At 26.9% G+C, this 22,958-nt stretch carries 25 protein-coding genes, 1 other RNA gene and 1 pseudogene; 25 read left to right on the forward strand and 2 right to left on the reverse strand.

Going from position 1 to position 22,958, the window contains the following annotated elements; genetic code table 11:
- The first annotated feature begins 166 nt into the window (after positions 1–166).
- Both smpB and ssrA read left to right on the forward strand, forming a co-directional pair.
- Complete coding sequence (gene smpB, locus HF520_RS00170; protein ID WP_168572114.1) at positions 167–622, forward strand: SsrA-binding protein SmpB; 456 nt, start codon at positions 167–169, stop codon at positions 620–622.
- Positions 623–762: 140 nt separating this feature from the next.
- Positions 763–1,114, forward strand: a transfer-messenger RNA (tmRNA) gene (gene ssrA / locus HF520_RS00175).
- An 87-nt stretch (positions 1,115–1,201) separates the two neighbouring features.
- Here ssrA and HF520_RS00180 read toward each other — a convergent pair.
- Positions 1,202–2,158 (reverse strand): annotated as a pseudogene (locus HF520_RS00180) (IS30 family transposase).
- Positions 2,159–2,394: 236 nt separating this feature from the next.
- Here HF520_RS00180 and HF520_RS00185 point away from each other — a divergent pair.
- The 5 genes from HF520_RS00185 (at position 2,395) to HF520_RS00205 (ending at position 7,871) form a co-directional block, all read left to right on the forward strand.
- Entirely contained in the window at positions 2,395–3,222 is an 828-nt protein-coding gene (locus tag HF520_RS00185) for an undecaprenyl-diphosphate phosphatase (protein WP_168572115.1), read from the forward strand.
- 170 nt (positions 3,223–3,392) lie between these two features.
- A complete protein-coding gene (locus tag HF520_RS00190) occupies positions 3,393–4,085 on the forward strand; it encodes a response regulator transcription factor (RefSeq protein WP_168572116.1) in 693 nt (230 codons plus the stop codon).
- A 9-nt stretch (positions 4,086–4,094) separates the two neighbouring features.
- Entirely contained in the window at positions 4,095–5,075 is a 981-nt protein-coding gene (locus HF520_RS00195) for a sensor histidine kinase (RefSeq protein ID WP_168572117.1), read from the forward strand.
- A gap of 172 nt (positions 5,076–5,247) precedes the next feature.
- On the forward strand, positions 5,248–5,994 hold the full coding sequence (locus tag HF520_RS00200; protein WP_168572118.1) for an ABC transporter ATP-binding protein: 747 nt from the start codon (positions 5,248–5,250) through the stop codon (positions 5,992–5,994).
- The gene (locus HF520_RS00205) at positions 5,994–7,871 is read left to right on the forward strand and encodes an FtsX-like permease family protein (protein ID WP_168572119.1); all 1,878 of its coding nucleotides are present in this window, start codon (positions 5,994–5,996) and stop codon (positions 7,869–7,871) included. Before HF520_RS00200 ends, HF520_RS00205 begins: the two co-directional genes overlap by 1 nt.
- A gap of 177 nt (positions 7,872–8,048) precedes the next feature.
- On the opposite strand, the gene HF520_RS00210 is transcribed toward HF520_RS00205, so the two are convergent.
- Entirely contained in the window at positions 8,049–8,990 is a 942-nt protein-coding gene (locus tag HF520_RS00210; protein ID WP_168572120.1) for an IS982 family transposase, read from the reverse strand.
- A gap of 275 nt (positions 8,991–9,265) precedes the next feature.
- Between HF520_RS00210 and HF520_RS00215 the strand changes: the two genes are divergently transcribed.
- The 18 genes from HF520_RS00215 (at position 9,266) to HF520_RS00300 (ending at position 22,948) form a co-directional block, all read left to right on the forward strand.
- Positions 9,266–9,601, forward strand: coding sequence for a hypothetical protein (locus HF520_RS00215; RefSeq protein ID WP_168572121.1), 336 nt, complete (start codon positions 9,266–9,268; stop codon positions 9,599–9,601).
- 63 nt (positions 9,602–9,664) lie between these two features.
- Positions 9,665–9,802: a hypothetical protein gene (locus HF520_RS15180; protein WP_021364912.1), complete on the forward strand. Its 138-nt coding sequence runs from the start codon at positions 9,665–9,667 to the stop codon at positions 9,800–9,802.
- 28 nt (positions 9,803–9,830) lie between these two features.
- Positions 9,831–10,016 (forward strand): JAB domain-containing protein, encoded by a 186-nt coding sequence (locus HF520_RS15185; RefSeq protein ID WP_021364911.1) that lies wholly within the window; start codon positions 9,831–9,833, stop codon positions 10,014–10,016.
- A gap of 246 nt (positions 10,017–10,262) precedes the next feature.
- A complete protein-coding gene (locus HF520_RS00225) occupies positions 10,263–10,556 on the forward strand; it encodes a DUF960 family protein (RefSeq protein ID WP_021364910.1) in 294 nt (97 codons plus the stop codon).
- 26 nt (positions 10,557–10,582) lie between these two features.
- Positions 10,583–11,179, forward strand: coding sequence for a hypothetical protein (locus HF520_RS00230; protein ID WP_021364909.1), 597 nt, complete (start codon positions 10,583–10,585; stop codon positions 11,177–11,179).
- A gap of 152 nt (positions 11,180–11,331) precedes the next feature.
- On the forward strand, positions 11,332–11,601 hold the full coding sequence (locus HF520_RS00235) for a Mor transcription activator family protein (RefSeq protein ID WP_168572122.1): 270 nt from the start codon (positions 11,332–11,334) through the stop codon (positions 11,599–11,601).
- Positions 11,602–11,626: 25 nt separating this feature from the next.
- Positions 11,627–11,869 carry a hypothetical protein gene (locus HF520_RS00240; protein WP_021364907.1) on the forward strand — a complete coding sequence of 81 codons (243 nt, stop codon included), beginning with the start codon at positions 11,627–11,629 and terminating at the stop codon, positions 11,867–11,869.
- A gap of 205 nt (positions 11,870–12,074) precedes the next feature.
- A complete protein-coding gene (locus tag HF520_RS00245) occupies positions 12,075–13,208 on the forward strand; it encodes a YcjF family protein (RefSeq protein WP_168572123.1) in 1,134 nt (377 codons plus the stop codon).
- 706 nt (positions 13,209–13,914) lie between these two features.
- On the forward strand, positions 13,915–14,217 hold the full coding sequence (locus HF520_RS00250) for a hypothetical protein (protein ID WP_021364904.1): 303 nt from the start codon (positions 13,915–13,917) through the stop codon (positions 14,215–14,217).
- A 297-nt stretch (positions 14,218–14,514) separates the two neighbouring features.
- Positions 14,515–15,705 carry a hypothetical protein gene (locus tag HF520_RS00260; protein ID WP_243155163.1) on the forward strand — a complete coding sequence of 397 codons (1,191 nt, stop codon included), beginning with the start codon at positions 14,515–14,517 and terminating at the stop codon, positions 15,703–15,705.
- A 169-nt stretch (positions 15,706–15,874) separates the two neighbouring features.
- Positions 15,875–16,192: a hypothetical protein gene (locus HF520_RS00265; protein WP_168572124.1), complete on the forward strand. Its 318-nt coding sequence runs from the start codon at positions 15,875–15,877 to the stop codon at positions 16,190–16,192.
- An 11-nt stretch (positions 16,193–16,203) separates the two neighbouring features.
- Entirely contained in the window at positions 16,204–17,967 is a 1,764-nt protein-coding gene (locus tag HF520_RS00270) for a hypothetical protein (protein WP_168572125.1), read from the forward strand.
- 62 nt (positions 17,968–18,029) lie between these two features.
- Complete coding sequence (locus HF520_RS00275) at positions 18,030–18,185, forward strand: hypothetical protein (RefSeq protein WP_021364900.1); 156 nt, start codon at positions 18,030–18,032, stop codon at positions 18,183–18,185.
- Between the two features lie 86 nt (positions 18,186–18,271).
- Positions 18,272–19,825 carry a recombinase family protein gene (locus HF520_RS00280; protein ID WP_168572126.1) on the forward strand — a complete coding sequence of 518 codons (1,554 nt, stop codon included), beginning with the start codon at positions 18,272–18,274 and terminating at the stop codon, positions 19,823–19,825.
- A gap of 56 nt (positions 19,826–19,881) precedes the next feature.
- Entirely contained in the window at positions 19,882–20,796 is a 915-nt protein-coding gene (locus HF520_RS00285) for a Kiwa anti-phage protein KwaB-like domain-containing protein (RefSeq protein ID WP_168572127.1), read from the forward strand.
- Between the two features lie 19 nt (positions 20,797–20,815).
- Complete coding sequence (locus tag HF520_RS00290) at positions 20,816–21,397, forward strand: hypothetical protein (protein ID WP_168572128.1); 582 nt, start codon at positions 20,816–20,818, stop codon at positions 21,395–21,397.
- Positions 21,398–21,763: 366 nt separating this feature from the next.
- Positions 21,764–22,474, forward strand: coding sequence for a transaldolase (locus HF520_RS00295; protein WP_168572129.1), 711 nt, complete (start codon positions 21,764–21,766; stop codon positions 22,472–22,474).
- 15 nt (positions 22,475–22,489) lie between these two features.
- On the forward strand, positions 22,490–22,948 hold the full coding sequence (locus HF520_RS00300; protein WP_168572130.1) for a PTS sugar transporter subunit IIA: 459 nt from the start codon (positions 22,490–22,492) through the stop codon (positions 22,946–22,948).
- Positions 22,949–22,958: the final 10 nt, after the last annotated feature.

Below are 22,958 nucleotides of genomic sequence, written 5' to 3' on the forward strand. Positions count from 1 at the left end.
TGGAATAATTTATAAAGTTTAAGCATGTATATTTATATGAAGTTAATTTAATAATAAGATTATAATCTACTTAGGAATGTTGACTATTAAACATGGATATGGTATATTTTTACTTATAATATGTAAATTATGTTAATGAAATTTTTTAGTAAAGAAGGTGAACTTGTTGTCAGGTAAAAAAGTATTAGCTACAAATAGAAAAGCAAGACATGAGTATTTTATAGAAGAAACTTATGAATGCGGTATAGAGCTTAAAGGAACAGAGGTAAAGTCTATAAGACAAGGTAAGGTAAACTTAACTGATGGATTTGCATCTGTTGATAATAGCGAAGTATTTTTAAAACAAGTTCATATAAGTCCTTATGAGCAAGGAAATAGATTTAATGTTGATCCTTTAAGAACAAGAAAGTTATTACTTCACAAAAGTGAGATAAGAAAGCTTATAGGGGCAACTACTATAAAAGGTTATTCTCTTATACCACTTAGCATGTATTTAGTACGTGGTAAGGTTAAGATAGAGTTAGCTTTAGCAAAAGGTAAGAAGTTATACGATAAGCGTCAAGACTTAGCTAAGAAAGATGCTCAAAGACGTATAGAAAGAGAAATAGCTGGAAGATACTAATTAATGTTTCCTAAAAATCCATTAACTAACATTGATTTTTGGTAGCAAAAATATTATATTATATACATCAAGAAAAACAACTGAATAAAGAAATGGTGAAGTTTGCGATAAAAACAGTCTCTAAGACTTTAAACTACCACGGGGGCGTAAAGGTTTCGACGTGGGTTTGGAACTTGGGGCTGCGTGCCGTGTTACTCTGGGTCACGTAAAAACTGGGGAACTTAAAATAAACGCAAACGATAATTACGCTTTAGCAGCTTAATTGACTGCTCGTCCCGCCTAAGCCCTCCTGCCGGCTAGGCCTGGACGTCATCTATGCAGGGTACTACTTTTGGGGTGTCTCGACCAAAAGCGGATTAATCGAGACTGGCTAATCACATAGCCTGCCACTTGGCGATGTGAAAGGCGAGATGCTAATAAAGTTGGCTACGCACGTAGATGCAACGAGGAAAAGACTTGCGGACAGGGGTTCGACTCCCCTCGTCTCCACCATTGAAATCCACGAAAAACACATTGACAATTTTGTCAATGTGTTTTTTTTATTTGATAGATTGTCAATATAAGTGCAACACTTTATATTCATGTTACATCAAATACCTCTGCAGGTGTCTTATATCCAAGACACTTGCGAGGTCTATTATTTATTATGGTAACAATATTATCAAGTTCTTTCTGATTTATAGAAGAAAAATCAAACTTTTTAGGGTAAAACTCTCTTAATAATCCATTTGTATTTTCATTTGTCCCCCTTTGCCAAGAAGCATACGCATCTGCAAAGTAGACATCTATATTTAGTGTATTTTCAATATCTACATACCCTGAAAACTCTTTACCTCTATCAACTGTAAATGTTTTAATTAAATTAGTTGGAATATCTTTAAAAGCAGTAAAGCAATGGAAGTTGAATGTTGAAGATTTCCTATTTTCCATAACTTGAGCTATTAAAAATCTACTTTTCCTCTCGACAAAAGTTGAAAGGCAAGCTTTTGATTTTCCTCTGCTAGATACAACAGTATCTAGTTCCCAATGTCCTATAGTTTCTCTTTTTCGAACTTCTTTGGGTCTATCTTTAATACTTTTGCCTATATTAAATTTACCTCTAGTCTCTTTAGGATTTAGTGATTTTCATTTTCTTCTTAATCTATTCACATTTCCTTTTGCAATAATTTTTTGATATAGCCATCTATATATTGTTTTAAAACCGATTTTCATAGATTTATCATCTTGGTAATCTAGGCGTAGCCTACCGGCTATTTGCTCTGGTGACCAAGTTTTCTCTAATCCATCTTCTATATATTTAATTAATGTAGGGTTACTTGATTTTCCTTTTGCTCCGCAATTTTTTCTATTTTTAGCGTAATTTTCACATGCAATATGTGCTAGATATTTACCATTAGTAGAATTTCTCTTAACTTCTCTTGAAATAGTAGATACATTTCGATTTAAATGTTTTGCAATTTTTCTTAGACTCAATCCTAAACTTAGGAAATTTGCTATGCAGCATCTTTCATTTGTGGTAATATGTTTGTAGTTCATAAATTTATGTCCTTTCATGTAAAGTAGTTTTGTGGTTATTATTACTGTAACATGAACATAAACTCATGAACTATTTTTTTACATATTTTTAGATGTTGCACTTAATATGATAATTTATCATTTATAAACATTACATAGATGTAATACTTATGTAAGGTTTGAAGATAGTTATACTATAGTATTTAAAGTAAAATTCTTATATGAGAAAAATTATATAAGAAAAGAGGATTAAAGAAATGGAATTAATAGAAATATTTAAAGCTATAATTTTAGGTATTATAGAAGGAATAACAGAATGGATACCGATAAGCAGTACAGGTCACATGATACTAGTAGACGAATTTTTACAGATAGGAATGTCAGATGCGTTCAAAGAAATGTTTTTTGTTGTAATACAATTAGGTGCAATAATGGCGGTAGTAGTTTTATATTGGAAAAAGATATTTCCTTTTTCATTTAAAGAAAATTCATTTATAAAAAAAGACATAATAACAATGTGGATAAAAATAGTCATAGCTTGTATCCCAGCAGCAATTGTTGGTATATTATTTGATGATAAGATAAACTTATTATTTTATAATTTTCAATCAGTAGCTATAGCTCTTATAGTATTTGGAATTTTGTTTATCGTAGTAGAGAATTATAACAAAGACAGAAGCTCTATAGCAAAAAATATAAATCAATTAACTTATAAGATGGCAATAATTATAGGTTTATTTCAATTAATAGCAGCTATTTTTCCAGGAACATCTCGCTCAGGAGCAACTATATTAGGAGCTTTATTAATAGGGGTATCTAGGGAAGTAGCAGCTGAATTTACATTCTTTTTAGCTATACCAGTAATGTTTGGAGCTAGTTTGCTTAAATTGATTAAGTTTGGCGTTGTATTTACTGGTTTTGAATTTATAGTATTATCAGTAGGTATGATAGTCGCGTTTGTAGTTTCATTACTAACTATTAAATTGCTTGTAGGATACATTAAAAAACATAATTTTAAAATATTTGGATGGTATAGGATATTACTTGGGTGTATATTGCTAATATACTATTTTACTATTATGTAAAATTAATTATTATAGATAAAGCTATGGCAATAATGATAATGCTATAGCTTTATTTACTATAAAAAGTGGTATACTAACTATGAATACAAATTATTAAAAAGTGGTATACTAACTATGAATACAAATTATTAAAATATGGTAAATATTAAGCGTTGATATGGAGTGAATATATGAATAATAGGATTTATATTATAGAGGACGATATTTCTATAAGTACATTGTTAAAAGATTACATAGATAGATACGGGTTTGAGGGAGTTATAGCAACAAACTTTAATAATATAATAGAAGAATTTGAGGTATGTAGACCCAGTCTAATATTATTAGATATAAATTTACCCAAATTTGATGGGTTTTATTGGTGTACAAAGATAAGACAAAAATCAAATGTACCTATAATATTTATATCAGCAAGGGAAAGTGGAATGGATCAAATCAGAGCATTAGAAAGTGGTGGAGATGATTATATAACCAAGCCATTTCAATATGAGGTAGTAATAGCAAAAATTAAAAGTCATATGAGAAGGTCTTACGGAGAATATGCTCCAAAGCTAAATGAAAGAATAGTAGAATTAGATGGACTTAAATTTTACCCTGAAAGATTGGAAGTAGAATTTGAGGATAAAAATGTAATCATAACTAAAAAAGAAGGGATATTACTTGAATGTCTTATAAAAAAATATCCAAAAGTAGTTGGTAGAGATTATTTATTAGAAAAAATATGGGATGATATTGAATTTGTAGAGGAAAATACACTAAATGTTAATGTAAGTAGAATTAGAAAAAGACTTAATGATTTAGGAATAGAAGATGCCGTGAATACAGTAAGAGGGGTTGGCTACAAATTAAATAAGAATTGGTAGGATTATAATATGAAATTATTTATGAATGAATACAAAGGATATATATTCACTTATTATGCAGGGCTTATAATAACTCTTATGTATTGTAAACTTATGAATTTTATAAAAGCATCAGAGATAATCTATATATTATTATTTAATACTTTTATTGTAAGTAGCTTTATAATCTACAAGTACATAACAACTAAAAGAGCTTATGAAGTTTTTGAAAAAGGCATAGAAAATTTAGATGAATCTATATTAGATTTAGGAAAATCACCTATAGGAAAAAATGTATCTAATATGTTAAATCAACAATATAATCAATATAGATTAAAGATACAAGAACAAAATAAAATACATAACGATCATTTAACTTTTATTAATCATTGGATTCATCAGATGAAAACTCCAGTATCTGTAATCAATCTTTTGCTACAAGAATATGAAGGTGAAGAGGTATCATCAAATATACAGCAAGAGTTAGACAAAATAGATAAAGGACTTAATATGGCAATGTATTTTGCTAGATTAGATCAGTTTCAAAAAGATTTCTCAGTGGAAAAAGTTAATTTATATAATGATGTGATAGAACTGGTAAATAAAGAAAGACGATTATTTATTAAAAATAGAATAATTCCTAAAGTAGAATTGGACAAGGATTTAGTGGTCTATAGTGATAAAAAGTGGCTAAGATTTATAATAGAACAAATAATAATAAATGGTGTAAAGTACTCAAAAGATTATGGTAAGTATTTGATTATAAAAAATATAGAAAATAGTGAATACATAATAATTAATATAATAGATGAAGGAATTGGTATACCTAAAAAAGATATAAAAAGGGTATTTGAACCATTTTTTACAGGAAAAAATGGACGTAAGTTTGGAGAATCAACAGGTATGGGGTTATATATAGTAAAAAAAGTATGTGACAACTTAGGTCATAGAGTAGAAATAAAATCAGAAATCGAAAAAGGAACACGAGTATCAATATTATTTAAGAAATAAGGGAGGTCAATAGTGTATAAGATGTTTGCTTTTTAAATATATAAAAAACAAATATAAGTAAACCTTACACAGATGTAATGTATATGTAAGGTTTGTAGATAGTGATATTTTAATATCTAAATTAAAATTGATGTATAAAGAAATTCAATAAATTTAGAGAAGGAGAACAATCGTGGATATTTTAAAAGTAAACAATTTAAGTAAAGTATATGGTAAGAAGATAGTTTCAAATGTATTAAATAATATAAGTTTTTCTATAGAGAATGGAGAATTCGTAGGTATAATGGGTCCAAGTGGGAGTGGAAAAACTACATTATTAAATTTGATTTCAACTATAGATAAGCCAACTTCAGGAGAGATTATATTAAAAGATAAAGAGCCACATAAATTAAAAGGTGATCAACTTGCACTATTTAGAAGAAGAGAGCTTGGGTTTGTATTTCAGGATTATAATTTACTAGATACTTTAACTATAGGCGAGAATATAGTATTACCATTAACTTTAGAAAATGTGCCTACAAAAGAGCAAGATGATAAATTAAAAAAGGTATCAATAATATTAGGAATAGAAGATTTGTTAAATAAAAGAACCTTTGAAGTATCAGGAGGTCAAGCTCAAAGAACTGCTATTGCAAGAGCTTTAATAAATAATCCTTCGATAGTTTTGGCGGATGAACCAACAGGAAATTTAGATTCAAAATCAGCAAAAAATGTTATGGAGTTATTAGAAAAAATAAATAAGGAAGAAAAAGTAACGACTATGATGGTAACTCATGACCCAGTGGCAGCAAGCTATTGCAATAGAATATTGTTCATAAAAGATGGTGTAATATACAATGAAATTTATAAGTCTGATAACAGAATACAGTTCTATCAAGAAATAATGGATGTACTTTCTTTATTAGGGGGTACTAAGTAATGAATTTTACAGAATTTACGGTTAATAATGTAAAGCGAAATATTAAGTCTTATCTTGGATATTTTTTTAGTATACTTATATCTTCATCATTACTTTTTTCTTTCAATATGTTTGTAAATCACCCAGATTTAGATATTTCGTTATTTGATGATTATCTAATTTTAATGATGAAAGTAACTACAATTATAATTTACTTATTTTTATTTCTATTTGTATTTTATTCAGCAAGTGTGTTTTTAAAAAGCAGAAATAAAGAGTTTGGTATTTTATATACTATAGGAATATCAAAGAGACAAGTTAAAAAAATGATTTTTATTGAAAATTTAATAATGAATATCTTAGCATCAGCTTCTGGAATTTTGATAGGAGTGATTTTCGCTAAAATAGTGTTAGTTGCCATATCATCATTAATAGGGATAGAGAAATTAGAGTTTTATATTCCAATAAAATCTATGGGTGTAATTATTTTATATTTTATACTGTTATCACTATTAACATCATACTTTATATACTTTGTAGTTAGGGAAGATAAAGTTATAAAATTACTTAAAGGAACACAAAAACCAAAGCCAGAACCAAAGTCATCACCTATATTAGCCATATTATGTGTTCTATTATTGGTAGTTGCGTATTGTAGAGCAGTTACAGTTACAGAATTAGAGCTAGTAAATAGAATAGTACCAGTAATCTCTATGGTTATTGTAGGAACATATCTGTTATTTTCACAACTTAGTGTATTTGTGATAAAAAAGGTCAAAGAGAATAAGAGATTTTATAAGAAAAATATTAATATGTTATGTATAGCAAACTTACATTATAAAGTAAAAGATAATACAAGGATGTTTTTTTTAGTAACAATAACTTCAGCAGTTGCATTTACCGCTATTGGATCAGTGTATTCATATTGGAAGGATCGAATAAACCAGGTGGAATTAGCCTATCCACAAGCAATATTCTATGCTACAGAAAGAGATAAATTAAATGGTATTGATGATGGATATTATAAATATAAGGTAGAGTTATTAGAATATTTATTGCAAAAAGAAAATATACATTATAATAAAACTGAAGGAGAAATGAAAACTTTATTTTCAAAAACTGAAAATAAAGCTATAAAAATAATTAGAGAGTCTAATTATATTCAGTTGGCAAAAGAAAAAGGATTGGAAATAGTAGATTTAAAGTACGATGAAGCAATATCATTGTCAAAATCAAGTAGTAAGAAGAAAGATAACCTTATAAATATAGATAATAAATCTATAAAAGTAAAGAATGCTAATAAGTCTGTTATGCCAGCATATTACAGTTTGTATGTGGTTAAAGATGAGGTTTATAATAGTATAAATTCAGATTATATAGCAGATGAATTTGTAGCTATTGATACAAAAGATTATATGAAAACATTGAATGTAAGTAAAGCTTTTGAAAAAGTTTGTAAAGATGATGTAGGGTATAAGTTTTTATCTAAATCTATTATGGTAGATTCAGCTAAAATAGCTTATTCAGTCCTTTTATTCTTATCGGTATTTATAGGATTGATATTCTTTGTTACTTCAAGTAGCTTTTTATATAATAAGCTTTATGTAGATTGCCAAGTTGATAAGAAAAAATATAGGAATCTTAATAAAATAGGACTAACTTATAAAGAGATAAAGAAAATATCAACAATAGAGATAGGTACTTTATTTTTATTTCCTTATGTAGTTGCAGTTATACATTCTACCTTTGCACTTTTAGCACTTAAAAATGCTCTTGATGTAGATGTTGCATCATCTTCATTTTTAGTTATGGGAAGCTTCTTTATAGTTTTACTTATATACTTCTTAATTGTAAGGCAAGGTTATTTAAATGAAATAAAAGAACATTTGGTAGATTAAATTAATCGTGGATAAGATTATTGTAAAATAAGAGGAAAAAATATTTTTATGTAGAATAGTGCTGTATATTGATAAGAAAATTAAATTAATCTATTGTGCTAGTTAAATTTAATTTCCAAATAAAGTAAAATGTTTTTTGCAAAAAAATAGACCCATAGTGACTAGTATTTGTAAATTTTATCCAAATACTAGTTCTTTTATTTTAGCTAAAGAATCATTTTTCCCCATTAATTTATTTATAAGAAAAGAAATGTTATGAGTTAAAACTTTTATTGAAGTTCTAGTTATAAATCCTAGCATAGATTTACTCTTAACCTTATTTAAGTTTAATTGTTCTGTTAATTGAGAAAAGCTAGTTTCTATCCTTCTTCTTACCTTAAATATAAGTTGTCTTATTTCTTTTGGATAGTTTTCTTTACTATTTCCTCTTTTTAAAAACAATAAATTTATGCCCTTTTCACTATTTAATTCAGGCGTTAGCCTTTTATTAACGTATCCCTTATCACCTATAATAGAAATAGAACTATATTTGTAACATAAATCCCATACTGTATTTCTATCATCTACATTTGCTGGAGTTATGACGTAGTCAGTTAAAAAACCATCCACTGTAGTAAGTGCATGAAACTTAAATCCAAAATATATTTGTTTCTTTGAAGGGCATCTACCATAAGAGGCTTCGCCTTTAAAGCATTTACTAAAATGTGCTCTACCGAACTCACATACTGGAATAGGCATATTATCTATAACTCTTATCTCATTAGAGTAAGATTGAATAGATAATGAAATATATTCTCTGATTTCTTTAATTACAGCGTGGAGATTTCGTTTTGTTCTATTAAATCTAGTTCTATCGCCTAATTTTGGAAATAGTCTTGTATACTCTCTACTCAATAAACTAAAGAATGCTTTTTCTGAATCAATAGTTAAAAGTTCTCCAACTATACTTATAGTTATTATCTCACTATCTGAAAGTTTGCTATCCTTAATATTACGTCTGTTTCTAATACTTATAGGGATAATATCATTGTATATATCATCAACTATTGTAAAAATTATAGTAAATAAGTCAGTTAAATTTTTTACCTCTTGGATATAATAATTATTAAGCTCCAACATATAGTAACCCTCCTTTAGATTGGTGATGTAATCTTAGGATACTATATTTGTTGGAGTTTTATTATTGTAAAAATTAACTAGCACAACGAGTTAATATAGTTTTACCATATATAGATAAACTGTTTTTAATTAAATTATAAATATATATTATATTAATGAATCTATATTAAATAGATAGTTGAGTAAGTAGTAATACCAAAAATATTAAAAAGAGATGTTGGAAGAAGTACTGACATCCCTTTTTTAGTACAACAAATTAAAAGGAGGAAGTTGAGATGATTAACTTATGGAAGAAAGATGATTTAAACTTATTATCAGAATATCCAAAGGAAGTAATTGAAAATGTGGATGACGTTATTAATATTCTTGATGAAAACTATGGATGTAACAGAAAATTAACAGATGATGGTGGATATGTGTGTATAATTGAGGATATTAAAGAAGTAGAAAACTTAAAATCAAATATATTAAAGGGGTTAGTAGAAGAGTTTAGTGATGTAATATATGAAGATGAAGTTAATACATATAATTCAACACTATACTTGTTATCTAGTGATTATAGTGTTACTGTAATTTCTAAAAATGAAGAAACTGAGTACTTACTTAAATAAGCATATACATTGATAAGGTGTATATGCTTATTTTAATTTTAATAAATAAAGGAGAAAAGCAGAATGAATAAAAAGAGAACTCCTGCCAAGAGAGTTGATATAGTTTTACTTAAATTAGTAAAAGAACGTAGTGTTCTATATGAAACTAGAAAAATAAGTAATCTTTATGATGCTTATAGATTAGCAAAGAATTTTTTATAAATAGTGCTAGAGAAAAGTTTGTAGTGGTATGTTTAGATACAAAGAATTGGCCAGTAGCATAGAGGTTGTAAGTATAGGCACTGTAAATTTATCTATGGTATATCCAAGAGAAATATTTAAAGTAGCTATATTAACCAATTCATCTGAAATGATATGCTTTCACAATCACCCAATGGGTAATACTGACTTTAGCAAGGAAGATAGTTATAACTAATATGCTACAGAAGCGTGGAGAAATATTATGCATTGAATTAGTAGATACATATAGTTATTGTAGATGAGGATAAATACTTTAGCTTTAAAGAAAACTGTAGGATATAAGAGTCTTAGCTTAAATAAATTAGGCTAAGGCTTTTTCTATGTTCCAAAACAATTAAAAATAAATCAAATTTAGGTTAAGCCCGGAAAGCCCTTGAAAAAAATAATACATATAAATTTAAAACTAAATAGGAGTTGTAACATGTTTAAAAAAGAAAATAGGTATATGACAAAAGAGATAGCTGAAAATCTACCAATTGAAATAGCTATACTACTATGGAATTTAATAGATGACTTAACTACAGAAAAAGATTATCTACAACTATTTGAAATAAATCCTATAGGATTAGGAGTAGTTGAGATAGTTCATAAGCAAGAAGTACCTGAATATGAAGCTAGGATATATATACAGAATGATAAAATTAAAGATAAATTAAAAATATATGTTATAGATAATGTTGAATATAGAACAATGATGTTTTCAAATGAATATTAGTTAATGATTAAAGGAGAGAGAGTAATATGATAAATAATAAATCTGAAATAATTAATAAGTTATTTTTCAATGAATTAAAAGAGTTAATAGATAAATACAACAATATAGATGATAAAACTGTAGATGTAATAGAAAAGATATTTACATGTATAGAAGATGAAGAAATAAAGAATTACCTAATAAGAGATAATTGTAAGCTACAAGAGCTAGTAAATACATACAATAAACTTGAAGATTTAAACATAGATGAAGCTATATTCTTTGCTTGGTACAACTTAACTATAAATACAATATCTATAGATAAAGCAAGTGAGTACTACGATGATTTAACTACAAGTAACTATATAGAAGTAGAAAATCATATAATATATACAAATGAAAGAGATTTAAGGAAGTATGCTGAAGATGAATTAGAAACTATGTTAAGCATGGAACATCATATAGATAGATTACTACATAAAGACATGTTAATAGATATGTGGTTAAACAATACTTCAAAAGAAGAAGTAATAGAAGAAATATTAATGAGTGATGATATAGAAGATATATTGAATTTATCTCCAGAATATGCATTTACATTAGCTAATGGAATAGAATATAGATACTCAGAAAAAGAAGAATAAAATAAGTATATGTACTGAAAAATACGGGCTTTAAGGGCTTATACATTAAAGTACATATTTGAAAATACCATAGATTTTACAAGAGAAAATCAGAATGAAACTTTTTCAAATACTAGTTATTATTAATTAGTGCTAGAAAAGGAGGTGGAGTGATGACTAACAACAATAATAATTGTGATTATAAGGGCATATGTGCAGATATGGTTGAGGTTTTGGGTGAAGAAATAGTCATTAAATTACATAAGTATTATCGTGGACAACAAATAACATTTCCAATGAAACTATATTCTATTGAATATGTGGAACGATATATAGTGAAGAATTATAGAACAAAAACAATAAAAGAAATGTGTAGAGAGTTAGGATATACAGAGGGATGGATAAAGCAATTAATTAATAAAAATAGATTAAATTCAAAGTAATTAGAGAAGGAGATTGACAGTAGATATGATATTAACAGTATTAGCAATACTTATGGGGACAGGTATATTTTTTCTGATTAATTCAATGCTAGATATAACGTATTTTGGATGTGGCCCAATAGGATTTTTATGGTTTGGATGTTTTATTGTGTCATATGCAATATTAACATCATTAGGTGGTATAGTTTTAGGATTGTTAAAGTGGATAGTAATAGGATTGATTATACTATTTGTAATAGGATTAATAGCGAATAAGATAAATGATTAAATTACTGTAGATTATTTTGATAAAATAATTATTTAATATATTGAGGCATTACATGATAGAAGAATAAATATAAATGACTTAAAATCTTTAACTTAACTAAACAAAAAATATATTATTTATTACAAAAAATGACAAAAAAATTAAATATTATATTGTATTATGACAATATAAAACATTGGAGTTTATAAATTAGGAGGAATATTTTATGCAAGATTTTGATTTTATAAGTGAGACAATAAAGAAATTTCAATCCGATTTAGAAAACATGGCTAAGGTAAATATACTTGTTGTAGGTAAAACAGGAGTAGGTAAAAGTACATTAATAAATAATATATTTAGAGAAGAATTAGCAGAAACTGGAATTGGTAGACCTGTAACACAACACTTGAAAAAAATAAGCAAAGAAGGATTACCAATAAATTTATACGATACAAAGGGATTAGAGTTAGAAGAAGATGTGCAAGAGACTATAAAAAAAGAGATATTAGATGAAATAGAAAATTGTAATAGAAATTCATTAGAAAGAAATGATAAAAGTGAGTTAATGCATGTATGTTGGTATTGTATAAATACATCAGTAGCTAGATGTGAAGAAACTGATATAAAATGGATAAATGAGTTAAGTGAAAAGATACCAGTAATAGTTGTATTGACACAAGGATTCCCAAGAAAAAAAGCAAGAGAATTAAAATCTAGTATTGATGATTTAAATTTAAACTGTAAGAATGTAATTCCAGTTTTGGCAGAGCAACTAGTAGAAGAAGAGGATGAGATAGTTATAAAGTCATATGGTTTAGATAAATTAGTAGAAGTTACATATCAAGTAATACCAAAAGAGGTCAAGAAAGCTTTTGTTAATGTACAAAAGGTAGATATAAAAAAAAAGGTTGAAGAGTCGAGAAAATGGGTTTTAGGATATGTAGGAGGATCAGGAGCAATAGGATTTTCACCAATACCATTTTCAGATGCTCCATTATTAGCAACCGCACAAGTTGCTATGATATCTCATATAACAGTAATATTTGGGTTACAAGTTGATAAAGCTTTACTAACGGCAATTGTAAGTTCTATAGGAGGGGTTACATCAGCTACTTTACTAGGAAAAACATTGGTATCGAATATACTTAAGTTTATACCAGGAGCTGGAACTATAGCAGGTGGAGCGATAAGTGGTTCTGTAGCGGCATTAACAACTACAGCATTAGGAATGGCATATATAAGTGTATTAGAATATATACTAAATGAGAATATGAAAGGTAATGAGGTTAATAATACTGAAATAGCTGAAAAAATGAAAGATGCATACAAAGATCAATTAGGAATGTTATCTAAGAAATAATTAATTCAAGATAAAGTATAAGATTAATTATAGGGAAAAAGTAAAATTTAAAGGTATATTTGGTAAAACATAAACAAAAATGATAATGGCGTCAATATTATTTGTTGTCATATGTAGTAGCTTAGTATATATATTATTGAGTGATAGGTTTAATCATAAGTTAATTTACTTAGAGAAAGATATATTAGATTTAAGAAATAAAAATTTGTAACTAGCTAATAAAGGATCAGTATAGAAACAGATAAACAAGAGGATAATGTAGATATTAAATCTAAAAACACTAATAATGAAGAATATAAAACTTCAAAACTATTTAGGCACTAGATAGAGTATTTGCTATAATGAATAAGCTAATAGAGAAATTAAAACGTTTATAGTAATATAACTAATTCAAATACATTTAGTGGACTTCAAGGAACATTTGATACACTATCAAACTATGGTAGCCAATTGATAGACCAATCATCTAAATTGAATTTATCAAATGTTGGATGGTTAGAAATATCTGATATAATTACAAGTATAGGAAAGGACTATTAGATTCTGAAAATATGTCATTTGAAGCATTAAATATAATGGGAAAAATAGGAAAATTTATAAATTATATTGAAATTAATTATATTAACTAATTAAATATTGATACATAATGCCTTGCTACAGTTAAATGTGGCAAGGCATTATTTTTGTAAAGAAAGGAAGAATTAACATGGCGAAGCAAAGTAAAGAGGAACTATTTGAAAAAGAAACTAAATATTGCAAGATAATAAGAAGTGTAACAGTAGAAGATGGAGATGAAAGATTTGCAATAGAGAAAATATATATTAAGTCATTACAAAGATACGAGGTTAGAATATGCCTGTATCGTGACTGCCGAGATAGAATTAATAAACTTATTCCAAGGCCTGTAGATTTAACTATGGATAAGTTTGTAGCATTAATACTGGTAGGATTAAAGGCTGGTGTACTAGATGATGATTTCAAGCAAGAATTAATTAAAGGCTTAGCTTAGGAGGCAGAATATGACAATAGAAGAGTTTACAAGTGGAGTAATTTTTGGTATTTCAATCTTTAGTACAGTATTGAAGAAAGTATTGGAGAATAAAAAGTAGTATACAGGAGGTTTGATTATGATTGGATTTATGATAGGTACTATGATAGGAATAGGGATATGCATTAGTATAGAAATTATGATCTCGAAGAATGTCATAATATGCTAAGTTATATTTAAATTATTAATGTATTCATATATAATTTATTTAAGCTCTTGAAGCCCAGAAAAATTTTATATGAAGGAGAAATTTATAATATGAAATATACGTTAAAGTATGGATTGGGACAATTAAAATTTGATATAAAAATTCAATTAGAAGATATATTAAGATTATCATCTACAGGAGAGGATAATGATGAAACGAGATTAGCAGAAAGATCAAGTGAAATTAATGATATAATTGGAAAATTATATTTAAGACCAAGTGAAACTAAGAAGAAAAAATCTAATGATGATGGAAAAAAGAAATATAAAAGCAAATATGATAAAAATAGAATTAAGGATATCTTAACAGAAGATGAATTGAAAGTCATGGAACAGTATGTATTTTCATTTGAATCAGGAAATAATAAGTTATTTAAAGAGTACTGGGCGGACAGAAAGAAGACAGAGATACCGTTAATAACAACGATATTTTTTAGATGTATTTTAAGAATAAAGGATACATACAGAGGTAGTCTAGATAAACTATGGGAAGATTGGAATCTAATAACAGAAGAGTTTAATGAAAGTATATATAAATCACAAGATGAAGCTATAGGATTTATTAGATTTAAAGTTGAGGAAAGAATAGAAGAAGAAAAAGAAAGATTAGGGAAAAGTATAAATAACAAATATAAAAGCAATAAAAAAATTGTGCAATTACAAAATTCAAGTATTGATAGTATAGTAAATGATTTGATTATATCTGATGATCCTAATAATAATGAAATATATTCTAAGATAATAATTATTACAGATTCACTTTTTAAAATAACTGAATATAGAAGAAATTTGAGGTTAAGTAATCAAATTGCAACAGATAAGTTGATGGAAGAAATCATAAAACTATATAATATACTACCTAGAGAATCAAGATATGATGCTACATACAAGAACTTAAGGAAGTTAAAAGAAGATATTGAGTTTAAAATTAAAGAAATAGACGGATATATGGATACATATAGAAGAGAAGCTATAAAAAATTGTAAGATAGTTAATGATTATAAAAAGAAAGAAGATAAATTAAAAAAGTCTGGTTATATAGAAGAAGCACAAGAAATAGCCGAAAAATGTATAGATATAGAAACTCAATTTAATAAAAATATGAGAAAAAACATGGATATATATACTGATATGTCTCTAAAACGAATGGATTTGGAGATAGAAGAGATGGACATGAAAAAATATGAAGATGATAATATAATGAATTCAATGATTAAATTAATAGAAGATATTAATTCTTAATCAGCATAAAAATAGTACACAATGAGTGTGCTATTTTTTTTATAAAAATGCAAAAAAATTGGATAATGGTTTGGTTAGTTTTTAATCAAAAAGTAGTTTATATTTAGTATCAGAAGGAAGAAGTGAAAAAAACACGGCCTTTCGGGCTTTGACAACAGGAGGTATATTAATGACAAACTTTAAAAGTGTAAAGGTAGAATTAACTCTACTTATTGAGTGTAAAGAAGGAAATCATAGTGAATTAGAATGGATGATTGATGAAGGTGTATTAAATGAAAAAGAATATAGTTTAACTATATTGGGCAGTACAGAGTATGAAGATAACGCAAGGGCTATTTACATACTTATGAATACAGAGGGATCATACGAAAAAAACTTACAACGATTAAGTAGATTACACTTGAAAATTGAGAACTTACTTAAAGATACAAGTGTTAAATATAGAGGTATATCTTTAGTACCGAATAATGTTAAATGGGATAAATAGGAGGAATACAAATGAGCATGGCAATAAACAGAGAAGAATTAATTAAATTATATGAGGAAATAGGATTAAATGTTCTAGATAATAACACAGTTATGAATTCATCTAATAAAAAGATATGCAATTTTTTAGTAAATGTAATAGAACAAAGAGTTATAGATGGAAAAATGTACTTATGTATAAATGCTCTAGGGATTAACGGAGAGGTATTACCAGAGGTAATATTAGATTCACATACTATAAATAGACCTACATGGGTAACTGATAATTTTGGTTTTAAATATTCTATAGATAAAAAATATATTAATGACTTTATTGAATTGATACAACACTTATGTATGAATATAAAAACTAAGTATATATATGACCACACAGGATGGATATATCAAGACAATAAGTGGATATATCTACATGGTGGAGGAGTTATAGGAGGTTCAAATGTTCAAGTTGAGTTAGATGAATCAATAGATAACTATGTACTACCAGATAAAATTAGTGATATAAATAAAGCGTGTGAAATGAGCTTAAAGCTCGTAGATTTAATGGAAGATGATAAAGGTATTATATTCTCTTCATTAGTTTACTTATCTCCACTTATTGAAATTATCAGTAGAAAAACTAAACCACCAGAAAATATAGTATGGACATATGGAAAAACAGGATCAAGAAAAACAGCAGTATCAAAAGTTGTATTAAGTCATTTTGGTGATTTTAATAAAAAGATTCCAGCTACATTTAATGATACGATTACAGCTATTGAATTAAAAGCTAATAAGTTAAAGGATAGCCTATACTTATGTGATGACTTTGCACCTAAACAAGAATATAGGGATAAAAAAATTCAAGACTCAAAAGCAGAATCTATTATAAGAATGTATGGAGATAGAGTAGGGAAAGGACGCTCAAGTAATAAGTTAGATATAAAGGATGCTAAGAGGCCTAGAGGAATGATATTAATAACAGGAGAAGATCTCGTATGTGGAGAATCGTCTAATGCTAGATTATTATCAATAGAATTGAATAGAAACTCAGTAGACTTAAACATATTAACTGAATTACAAAACAACAGTCATTTGCTTGGCGAAGCAATGAGAGGATACATAGAATGGCTATTATGTGGTATGGAAAATATTGATGAATTATCTAATATATTATTATATAACTTTAAATCTTACAGGGATGAAATTAGAGAACAATATAAAGATGATATACATGGAAGAACTATTGAGTCTAGTGCATGGATATTAGTAGGTTTTAGTTGTATGTTAAATTATATTAGAGATAAAGGTGTTATAGATAAGTATGAAGATGATGAGTACATGGATAGAGCGATTAAAGTTGTAGAAAGATTAATAGAAGAGCAGATAAAATTAATATCGAGAAACTCACCTATAGATATATTTTTAAATACATTAAAGGAATCAATAAATTCAAAGTCAATAAGAATAGCAACATTAAATGACCAGAACCAAGTTATAGAAGATAAATTAGAATATATATGTGGATATAAGGATAAGGAATATTATTACTTTTACACAGATAAAGTATATTCTTTTATAGAATTTGAAAATAAAAAAAGAGGTATACATTTGGGAATAAGTCAAAGACAACTAGTGAAACAGTTAAGAGATAGTGGAATTGTGAAAGTTGATTCTAACAATGATTCTCCTAAAAAAACTATTCATACAAAAGATGCTAGTGATTCAACAGGATATACAACAATAAGACCAAGAATGCTTCAGATAGAAAGAAGTATAATTGAGAACTTTCAAATATAACTTATAATCAAGAGTGCTTATGTACTCTTGATTATATTCTATGATAAATGGAGGATATAAATATGACAGAAACTTATAAAATCAGCATAGGAAGAAAAGATTTATATTCTAAAGACTATAAGGTAGTTGAAAGAACTGACTATGAAAAGAGACACACAGTTAATATAAGTAGAAGCTTAGTAGATATACTTTCTATACTTGTAAAAGAAGATAGATAGATTAAAATATGGTTACACACTTAGTGTTAGTGTGTAGCCTCTAATATAGATTAAAATTAGTATATTTAAACTTTGGAGGAGCTAGTATGGCAGCGAAGAAAGCAGTAGTATATGCAAGATTTAGTTCAGACAATCAAAGGGATGAGTCAATAGATGCTCAATTAAGAGCAATCAATGAATATGCAGATAAGAATAATATAAAGATAGTTAATCAGTTCATAGATAGAGCAAAATCAGCAACATCAGATAAAAGACCGGAGTTTCAAAATATGATTAAATTCTGTGAAGCAGATACAACAGGAATATCTATGGTAATAGTTCATAAGCTAGATAGATTTTCTAGAGATAAGTATGATTCAGCTATGTATAAACAGAAATTAAAAGTAAAAGGAATAAGAGTTGTAAGTGTATTAGAGAACTTAGATAACTCACCTGAATCTTTAATATTAGAATCGGTTATAGAGGGAATGGCTCAATATTATAGTGCAAACTTAGCGAGAGAAGTTGCTAAAGGTCAAAAAGAAAATGCACTTAAAGCACTTCATAATGGAGGGGATGCACCATTAGGTTATGATGTAGCACATGATAAAACCTATATAGTTAATGAAGAAGAAGCTCAAGCAGTAAAAATTATATTTGATAGATATGTACAAGGATATTCATATAGTAAGATAATAGATGAATTAAATAATCTAGGATATAAGACTAAAAGAGGTAATAAGTTCGGCAAGAATAGTTTACATGGAATATTGAATAATGAGAAGTATACAGGAGTATATGTATTTAACAAGACCCAGAGAAAAGGTGTAGATGGAAAAAGAAATGGTCATAAGCAAAAGAGTGATGATGAAATAATAAAGGTAGAAGGTGGTATGCCAGCTATAATTAATAAAGAGATATTTGCACAAGCACAAGAGATGATTCAAAAAAGAAAGAAAACTCCAGGTGCACATAAAGCAACTACAACATATCTATTAACAGGACTAATTAGATGTGGGGAATGTGGACATGCAATGCAAGGTAATAAAAGAAAGGACTCTTATGGAAATGATTATATTTCATATAGATGTGGATGTAGAAAACAAAAGAGGGAATGTAGTAATAGAGAGATAAAAAGAGACTATTTAGAAGAGTTTATATTACAGGAACTTGAAAATAACATATTAAATGATGAAGCTATACCAGTTTTAAGTAAGGCATTGAATGAGAAAATGAATGATAAGAATGAAAGTAATGCAGAGTTACTTAAAAATTTAGAACAAAAGTTAGAGAAAGTAAATAAAGAGATAAATAATATACTAAATGCTATAATGAATGGTATAGTAAATAACATGTTAAAAGATAAGCTTGATGAGCTGGAACAAGTGAAGCTAAATTTGGATTTAAAAATGAATGAATTAAAGACAGAAAATAAATCTGTAGATAGTGTAGCTATAACAGAAGAACAAATAAGAGGTATGTTTTCAAGATTTAAAGATTTTGTACTAGAGAGAAATATACCAGAATGTAAGAAGTTTATAGGAGACTATATAAAGGAAGTAATCGTATATAAAGACCATGTTGAAGTTGTATTCAATGTGGTCTTTTCTTTTGTTGAGGATAAAGTAAATTATAATATACAGTGTATTCTACATAGATGATAAATATATGGTATAATTATACATATTATAACAAAAACGTAAAAAGGAGTATAAATATGCCATATAGTAATAGCTTAGATAGATTGAAAAATGAGTTGAATGAAATTAATGATGGACTATGTCTATTTTTGAAAACGAATACAAATATATATTCATTTAGAAGTGAATTAACAGAAGAACAGCAGATAGAAATATTAAATCCAATAAGTACATGCTTAGATGGAAAAGAATATGCTCAATACGATTCATTAGAGAGAAGGGTTAATACAGTATATTACATTATAGATGGTATGGAAGAATTTCATGCATTCAGTAATATTATAGATCTAAATAATCAAATAATAAATAATGATGTAGCAATTGCTACAATTAGAACTATTGACACTGAGAAGATAAAAATTATTATATTTAAAAAAGGTGATTTTATATTTTTATATAGATACAATTCTAGCAAATTATTTAAACAAGGGTGGAAAGCTAGATTTAATAATGAAGAAGCTGTGGTTGAAAAAGAAAATGATAGTATATTAGTATTATCTAAGGCTATACCTGACATAATATTAGATACTAGAGAAAATTGTTCATTTATACTAAATATAACTCAAGCAGAGTATATTTTAGAAATAGATGAATTATTTAGGGGGACTATGAATAATGTAGAAACAAACTTAAGAAGGTTTAACCTAATGCAAGAAGATACCATTATAGATTTTTTGAATGAAGTATCTGGAAAGAACACTTACATGAGAAAACTTCATAAAATACAAACAACACAATCATATCAATATTTTTATAATAATATTGAAAGAGTTCCAGAAGTTTTAAGACAATATAACTTAAATGTTAATTTTGATGAGATAAATGGTCAAATTATATTTGATGAAGATACAGATGTAGGAGATGTATTACATTTGTTTGCAGATGATTATGTTAGAAGATATATAAGTGAAAGAGATGATGTTATTAAATAGTTAAAAAGGAGGAAGACATATGCTTCCGAAGTTAGCTCTGTCCTTAACAGGCTTTTTACCTCTATATTTAGTAATGATTTTTATGTATTCATATGTATATTTATGCATAGAACAAAGTAAGAATATTAAAAACTATATACTATGTACAATAACGATTGTATTAATAATACAATTTATTTGTATTATAATTGTAAATAAGTATATAAAAAGTAAAGAGTCGTTAAGAATTACTGAAAATGAAATTATATTTAGTAATATTAAAGAAGATAAAAAGGCTCATATGGATTATATGATGACATACTTGCTTCCTTTATTAACCTTTGACATAGATAAAGTTGATATTTTTTATATAGTATATACAAATATATTTATAATTATATTTGTGTTATTAAATGCAAAATCAGAAAATCTAAATATAAATATTTTATTATGGTTTAAAGGATATTCTGTTTATACAGGAATTAACAATGAAGGTGAGGAGAAAGTATTATTAATCAAGAAGAAAAGATTTTATAATATTAGAGCTAAACATGATAAATATAGATTTGTATCTTTTGGAGGTAGCAATGATATTTATTTATGTAAAAGATATATAGAATAGTGTATCGTGGGTATTATTCCTGCGATTCGTCTCCACCATTGAAATAAAAAAAGGTATTGTTTTTTAATCAATACCTTTTTTTATTTCAATTACTATAATAAATAATATATATATTATTTTTATTTAAATAAGAAATGGATAATAAAAAATATCGGACTTATTCATATAATAGAGCGAAATATTTATAAACAAAACTTTATAATTATTATATAGTGTGGAGAAGATTATTTATATCGAATCAAAGATAAGTATGTACTCTTATCAATATAATAATTACTTCCGATTAAAAAGGAAATAAGCTGCACTTTCGGAAAACGTTAACTTAAACTACTATAAAGATATAGAAAGCAATAGGGGGGATAAAATATGAATAATTTAAAAGTTAAAATATATGCAGATGGTGCAGATTTAAATTCAATGCTAGAAGAATATGGTAAAGGGTTAGTAAAGGGGTTTACTACAAATCCTTCATTAATGAAAAAAGCAGGAGTAAAAGATTACAAAAAATTTGGAAAAGAAGTAGTATCTAAAATAACAGATATGCCAATATCATTTGAAGTATTTGCAGATGACGAAGAGTTAATGATAAAAGAAGCTAGAGAGATAGCTACATGGTCAGAAAATATATATGTAAAAATTCCAGTAGTAAATACAAAGGGAGAATTTAATAAAAATGTAATAAATACATTAGCAAAGGAAAATGTTAAATTAAACATAACTGCAGTATTCACAATTGATCAAGTAAAAGATATACTAGAGAATTTGGAAAAAGATAGCCATGCAATAATTTCTATATTTGCAGGTAGAATAGCAGACACTGGTGTTGACCCAATGGATTTAGTAAAGGAATCGGTTGAGTTAGCTAAAGAATATAAAAATGTTGAGATTTTATGGGCTAGTTGTAGAGAATTATACAATATATTCCAAGCAGAAGATTCAGGCTGCCATATAATTACTGTTCAAAATAGTATATTGGATAAACTAGATAATGTAGGAAAAGATTTAACTAAATACTCAGTAGAAACAGTTCAAGATTTCTTTGAAGATGCTAATAGTTTAGGTTTCTCAATAATTTAAATTAGGAGTAGTAAGATGATTAATAATTTATTAAATGAAGAAAATGTTGATATAAATGTAGATGCAAAATCATGGCAAGAAGCTATTGAGAAAGTTGGATATTTATTATTAGCTAACAATAAAATAGAAAAAAGATATATAGACTCTATGATAGATACAGTAAATAATATGGGTCCATATATAGTAATGGCAAAGGGAATTGCAATGCCTCATTCTAGACCAGAGCATGGAGCTAAAGAAACTTCATTATCAATAATAACATTAAAAGAGCCAGTCGAATTTGGTAATGAAGATTTTGATCCAGTTACAATGGTTATAGGATTATCATCAGTAGATAGTAAATCTCATTTAGAGCTATTATCTGACTTAAGTAATATTATAGATGATGAAGAACTAATAGAAAAAGCTAAATGTTGTAAAAGTAAAAGTGAATTAATTACATTAATAAATGAAGTATATTCAGAAAATATATAAATAAATAGGG

Origin of the sequence: Romboutsia sp. CE17 (genome assembly GCF_012317385.1) — a bacterium.
In the GTDB taxonomy this organism is placed as follows: domain Bacteria; phylum Bacillota; class Clostridia; order Peptostreptococcales; family Peptostreptococcaceae; genus Romboutsia_E.

Coding starts and splice junctions, on each gene's coding strand:
- HF520_RS00215 (WP_168572121.1), top strand. CDS start 9,266: ATGATTAACTTATGGAAGAAAGATGATTTAAACTTATTATCAGAATAT.
- HF520_RS00230 (WP_021364909.1), top strand. CDS start 10,583: ATGATAAATAATAAATCTGAAATAATTAATAAGTTATTTTTCAATGAA.
- HF520_RS00190 (WP_168572116.1), top strand. CDS start 3,393: ATGAATAATAGGATTTATATTATAGAGGACGATATTTCTATAAGTACA.
- HF520_RS00280 (WP_168572126.1), top strand. CDS start 18,272: ATGGCAGCGAAGAAAGCAGTAGTATATGCAAGATTTAGTTCAGACAAT.
- HF520_RS00225 (WP_021364910.1), top strand. CDS start 10,263: ATGTTTAAAAAAGAAAATAGGTATATGACAAAAGAGATAGCTGAAAAT.
- HF520_RS00250 (WP_021364904.1), top strand. CDS start 13,915: ATGGCGAAGCAAAGTAAAGAGGAACTATTTGAAAAAGAAACTAAATAT.
- HF520_RS00245 (WP_168572123.1), top strand. CDS start 12,075: ATGCAAGATTTTGATTTTATAAGTGAGACAATAAAGAAATTTCAATCC.
- HF520_RS15185 (WP_021364911.1), top strand. CDS start 9,831: ATGTTTAGATACAAAGAATTGGCCAGTAGCATAGAGGTTGTAAGTATA.
- HF520_RS00300 (WP_168572130.1), top strand. CDS start 22,490: ATGATTAATAATTTATTAAATGAAGAAAATGTTGATATAAATGTAGAT.
- HF520_RS00185 (WP_168572115.1), top strand. CDS start 2,395: ATGGAATTAATAGAAATATTTAAAGCTATAATTTTAGGTATTATAGAA.
- HF520_RS00270 (WP_168572125.1), top strand. CDS start 16,204: ATGAGCATGGCAATAAACAGAGAAGAATTAATTAAATTATATGAGGAA.
- HF520_RS00240 (WP_021364907.1), top strand. CDS start 11,627: ATGATATTAACAGTATTAGCAATACTTATGGGGACAGGTATATTTTTT.
- HF520_RS00265 (WP_168572124.1), top strand. CDS start 15,875: ATGACAAACTTTAAAAGTGTAAAGGTAGAATTAACTCTACTTATTGAG.
- HF520_RS00295 (WP_168572129.1), top strand. CDS start 21,764: ATGAATAATTTAAAAGTTAAAATATATGCAGATGGTGCAGATTTAAAT.
- HF520_RS00275 (WP_021364900.1), top strand. CDS start 18,030: ATGACAGAAACTTATAAAATCAGCATAGGAAGAAAAGATTTATATTCT.
- HF520_RS15180 (WP_021364912.1), top strand. CDS start 9,665: ATGAATAAAAAGAGAACTCCTGCCAAGAGAGTTGATATAGTTTTACTT.
- HF520_RS00195 (WP_168572117.1), top strand. CDS start 4,095: ATGAAATTATTTATGAATGAATACAAAGGATATATATTCACTTATTAT.
- HF520_RS00290 (WP_168572128.1), top strand. CDS start 20,816: ATGCTTCCGAAGTTAGCTCTGTCCTTAACAGGCTTTTTACCTCTATAT.
- HF520_RS00235 (WP_168572122.1), top strand. CDS start 11,332: ATGACTAACAACAATAATAATTGTGATTATAAGGGCATATGTGCAGAT.
- HF520_RS00210 (WP_168572120.1), bottom strand. CDS start 8,990: ATGTTGGAGCTTAATAATTATTATATCCAAGAGGTAAAAAATTTAACT.
- HF520_RS00285 (WP_168572127.1), top strand. CDS start 19,882: ATGCCATATAGTAATAGCTTAGATAGATTGAAAAATGAGTTGAATGAA.
- HF520_RS00205 (WP_168572119.1), top strand. CDS start 5,994: ATGAATTTTACAGAATTTACGGTTAATAATGTAAAGCGAAATATTAAG.
- HF520_RS00260 (WP_243155163.1), top strand. CDS start 14,515: ATGAAATATACGTTAAAGTATGGATTGGGACAATTAAAATTTGATATA.